Source organism: Mycobacterium sp. (genome assembly GCF_050701675.1).
In the GTDB taxonomy this organism is placed as follows: Bacteria; Actinomycetota; Actinomycetes; order Mycobacteriales; family Mycobacteriaceae; genus Mycobacterium.
Genome location: NZ_JBOGDD010000059.1, coordinates 1 through 3,620 on the forward strand (window position 1 = coordinate 1; position 3,620 = coordinate 3,620).

Consider the following 3,620-nt stretch of genomic DNA (forward strand, 5'->3'; position numbering starts at 1 on the left):
GTCAGGTACTGCTCGACCTCCCACGGACTGACCGTGCTGTGGTAGGTGAAGAACTCGTCGCGCTTGATGTTGGCGAAATAGCTCGAAACCCCGTCGCCCGCTGCATCGAGCACGCCCGCGATCACCCGGTCGCTCTCGAGTTCGTCCACCGCGTGCAGCAGCGTCGGCGGCAGTGCGGGCCGGTCGGCGGTGGCGCCGAGGGCCCCTGGGTCGAGGCTGCGCTTGATGCCGTCGATGCCCGCGCCGAGGGCGGCGGCGACCGCGAGGTAGGGGTTGGCCGACCCGTCCCCGCCCCGCAACTCCACCCGCTGATCGTCCGGCACCCGGATGTAGTGCGTCCGGTCGTTGCCGCCGTAGGTCGGTTGTCTGGGCGCCCACGACGCACCCGATGAAGTCGTCAGAGCCCCGGTTCGCTTGTAGGAGTTGACCGTTGGTCCGACGACAGCCTGCAGGGCACAGGCGTGATCGAGGATGCCGCCGATGAACGAGTACGCGGTGGCCGAGAGGCCGAGGCCGCGGTCGTCGGCCCCGTCGGGGAAGACCGCAGCACCGCCGCTGGTCAACGAGAGGTGCAGGTGCAAGCCGGTCCCGGTGCGATCGGCGAACGGCTTGGGCATGAACGTCGCGATCATGCCGCGTTCGGCGGCGATCATCGACAACAGGTAACGCAGGGTGATCACCCGGTCCGCGGTGGTCAGGGCGTCGGCGAACTCGAAGTTCTGCTCGAATTGGCCGTTGCCGTCCTCGTGGTCGTTGGCGTAGTTACCCCAGCCGAGCCCGTTCATCGCCGACGAGATGGTGGTCAGGTGGTCGTACATCCTGGTGACGCCGCGGGCGTCGTAACAGGGTTGGGCGGCCGTGTCGGCGGTGTCGGCGGTTGCCAGGCTGCCGTCGGGATTGCGGGTCAGCAGGAAGTACTCGACCTCGGCGCCCACCCACGGCTCGAAGCCGGCGTCGGCGGCTCGCTGGATCAGTGACTTGAGGATGACGCGTGGCGCGTACGGCCAGGGTTTGCCCTCGACGTGCGGATCGCAGTGCACGATCGCTAGTCCCTCCTTGATGAAGGGGATCGGGGTGAACGAGGCGGGATCCGGCATCGCCACCAGGTCCGGATCCTTGGGTTCCTGGCCCATGGCCCCGACGGCATACCCGGCGAATCCGACGCCGTCTCGAGCCAGGAGGTCGATGGCCTCGACCGGCACGAGTTTTGCGCACGGTTTGCCGCGCAGGTCGACGAACAGTGCGAGGACGAACCTGGTGCCCGCGTCCCGTGCGAGAGCGGCGAGGTCGGTGGATTCCGTTGACGCCATCATCGTCCTAGTCTCATGTCGAGAATCAAAGTATCACCGTAAGAAACGCTTCGCAGCGCGAGAGACCCCGACCGGCGCGGGGCGAATCGCGCCGATCGGGGCCAGTTCTCTACTGGGTTTGCAGCTCGTAGGACACGTCGCGGTGCAGCTTGGCGTCGATGCCGCTCTCCTCGTCCTCGGGCGAGATGCGGATGCCCATCGTCTTCTTGATGACGAAGGCGATCGCGAACGCGACCACGAACGAGTAGATCATCACCGCACCTGCGGCGATGATCTGCTTCCACAGCTGGCCGAAGCCGCCACCGTAGAACAGCCCGTTGGTGGCGTTGGGCATGCTCTCGCTGGCGAAGAGGCCGATCAGCACCGTGCCGATGACACCGCCGACGAGGTGCACGCCGACGACGTCGAGCGAGTCGTCGTAGCCGAACCGCGACTTCAGGCCCACCGCGTACACACAGATCGCGCCGGCGATCGCGCCGAGGACGATGGCGCCGATGGGTGTGACCGCACCGCACGCCGGGGTGATGGCGACCAGGCCGGTGATGGCCCCGGATGCCGCGCCGACGCCCGTGACGTGGCCGTCCTTGAACTTCTCGACGGCTAGCCAGGCGAGGGTCGCCGCGCAGGTGGCGACGAAGGTGGTGACCATCACGATGGCTGCCGAGTTGCCCGCGGCCAGCGCCGATCCGCCGTTGAACGCGTACCAACCGGCCCACAGCAGTCCGGCGCCGAGCAGGGTCAGCGGGACGTTGTGCGGCTTGCGCAGCTGGCCGAACATCGCGGACTTGCCGAGCACGATCGCGACGGCGAGTGCGGCGGCGCCCGCATTGATGTGCACCGCGGTGCCACCGGCGAAGTCGATCGCCTTGAGGTTGTTGGCGATCCAGCCGCCGACGGAATCCTTGGTCACCGTGCCGTCGAAGGCGAACACCCAGTGCGCGACGGGGAAGTAGACCAGCACGGCCCACGCGGTCGCGAACACCATCCAGGCGCCGAACTTCATCCGGTCGGCCACCGCGCCCGAGATCAGCGCGACGGTGATGGCGGCGAACAGCGCCTGGAACAGTGCGAAGAGGCTGACCTGTAGCCCGGAGATCGTCGTCTGCGTCTCCAGCAGGTCCTTCATGCCGGCGAACTCGGTGAAGCTTCCGACGAAGCCGCCGTAGCTGGTGCCGAAGACCATCGAGAAGCCGAACAGCACCCAGAGGACCCCGACGACCGCCACGGCCCCGAAGGTCATCATCATCATGTTCGTCGAGCTCTTCACCGAGACCATGCCGCCGTAGAACAGCGCAAGCCCGGGAATCATCAGGGTGAGCCCGATGATGCAACACAGCATGAATGCCGTGGTGCCCGTATCCACTACGTCCATCAACATCTCCTGGGTGGGCGGCCCCGAGCGGGGCCGATCACTGGCAGTAACCGATGATTCTGTTACGTGGACGGGATCGGGAGGTTGCGGGCGCGTAAACGTCCCCGAGGACCTCGCGGCAGGGCAGTCGTAGCGGGCAATTCACGGCGAGAAGCCGACAAGCAATACGTTGAGAGGCGTGAAACGAGTCAAGCCGCTGACGACCGTCGTGGTGTTGGTGGCCGCCGTCGTCGCAACGGCCGTCTACTGGTTGTTCTTCCGCGGTCCGTCCTCAGCCGAATGCGCTCCGGTGCGCGAGCTGCTGTCGTTCAACAGGACTCAGATCGACGCGCTCAACGCCAAGACCCACGATCCCGCACCTGGGTCGTACGAGGCGGCGACCGAGCCCAGTGCGTTCGACTACCGGGCTTGGGCGGACGGGCTGACCGACCGGGCGGCGAAGGTCACGGCGGCCGACCTCAAGGGGCCGGCGGCCGACGTGGCGCGCACCGCGAACTGGCTCGTCCAGGCGAAGATCGACTTCGACGTTCAGGCCAAGCACACCGCCCCTGGTGCCGCGATGCCTCCGGCGGGGATGGCCGTCAAAGCGTTCAACGACCAGTTCGAAGCCGAGGTCAAGGCGCTGGCGACCAAGTGCCAGGCGTGAACGCCGACCCCCACGTGCCCGCGAACGCGACGTCCTCGAGCGGGAGCCGCTCACGCGGAAGCGAGTCGCGTTCCACGATCTCCTCGGCGGCCGTGGCGTAGTCGCCAAGGGAGCCGACCGCGACGACGACGAGCGGGCGCACCCCGTCGGGAATCGAGAACGCCGCCCTGGCTGCCTCGGCGTCGAACCCGGCCATCGGATGCACCACCAGCGACCGCGCCACCGCCTCCACGGCCAGGTTGGCCATGGCGGCACCGGTGTCGACGCCGGAGTACAGCGCGGTCTTCTCGTC

4 protein-coding genes are annotated in these 3,620 nt (G+C 67.4%); 1 reads left to right on the forward strand and 3 read right to left on the reverse strand.

Annotated elements, in window-relative coordinates; translation table 11 throughout:
- Positions 1–1,313 (reverse strand): type III glutamate--ammonia ligase (gene glnT / locus ACRDUX_RS01800; RefSeq protein ID WP_526410437.1); only part of this gene is annotated, 1,313 nt, incomplete at its 3' end.
- A gap of 106 nt (positions 1,314–1,419) precedes the next feature.
- Positions 1,420–2,673: an ammonium transporter gene (locus tag ACRDUX_RS01805; RefSeq protein ID WP_526410443.1), complete on the reverse strand. Its 1,254-nt coding sequence runs from the start codon at positions 2,671–2,673 to the stop codon at positions 1,420–1,422.
- A 187-nt stretch (positions 2,674–2,860) separates the two neighbouring features.
- On the opposite strand from ACRDUX_RS01805, the gene ACRDUX_RS01810 reads away from it, so the two are divergent.
- Positions 2,861–3,328 (forward strand): hypothetical protein, encoded by a 468-nt coding sequence (locus ACRDUX_RS01810; protein ID WP_526410439.1) that lies wholly within the window; start codon positions 2,861–2,863, stop codon positions 3,326–3,328.
- On the opposite strand, the gene ACRDUX_RS01815 is transcribed toward ACRDUX_RS01810, so the two are convergent.
- Positions 3,297–3,620, reverse strand: a 324-nt coding sequence (locus ACRDUX_RS01815; protein WP_526410441.1) for a nitroreductase family protein, incomplete at its 5' end; no start/stop codon positions are given. The genes ACRDUX_RS01810 and ACRDUX_RS01815 overlap by 32 nt on opposite strands.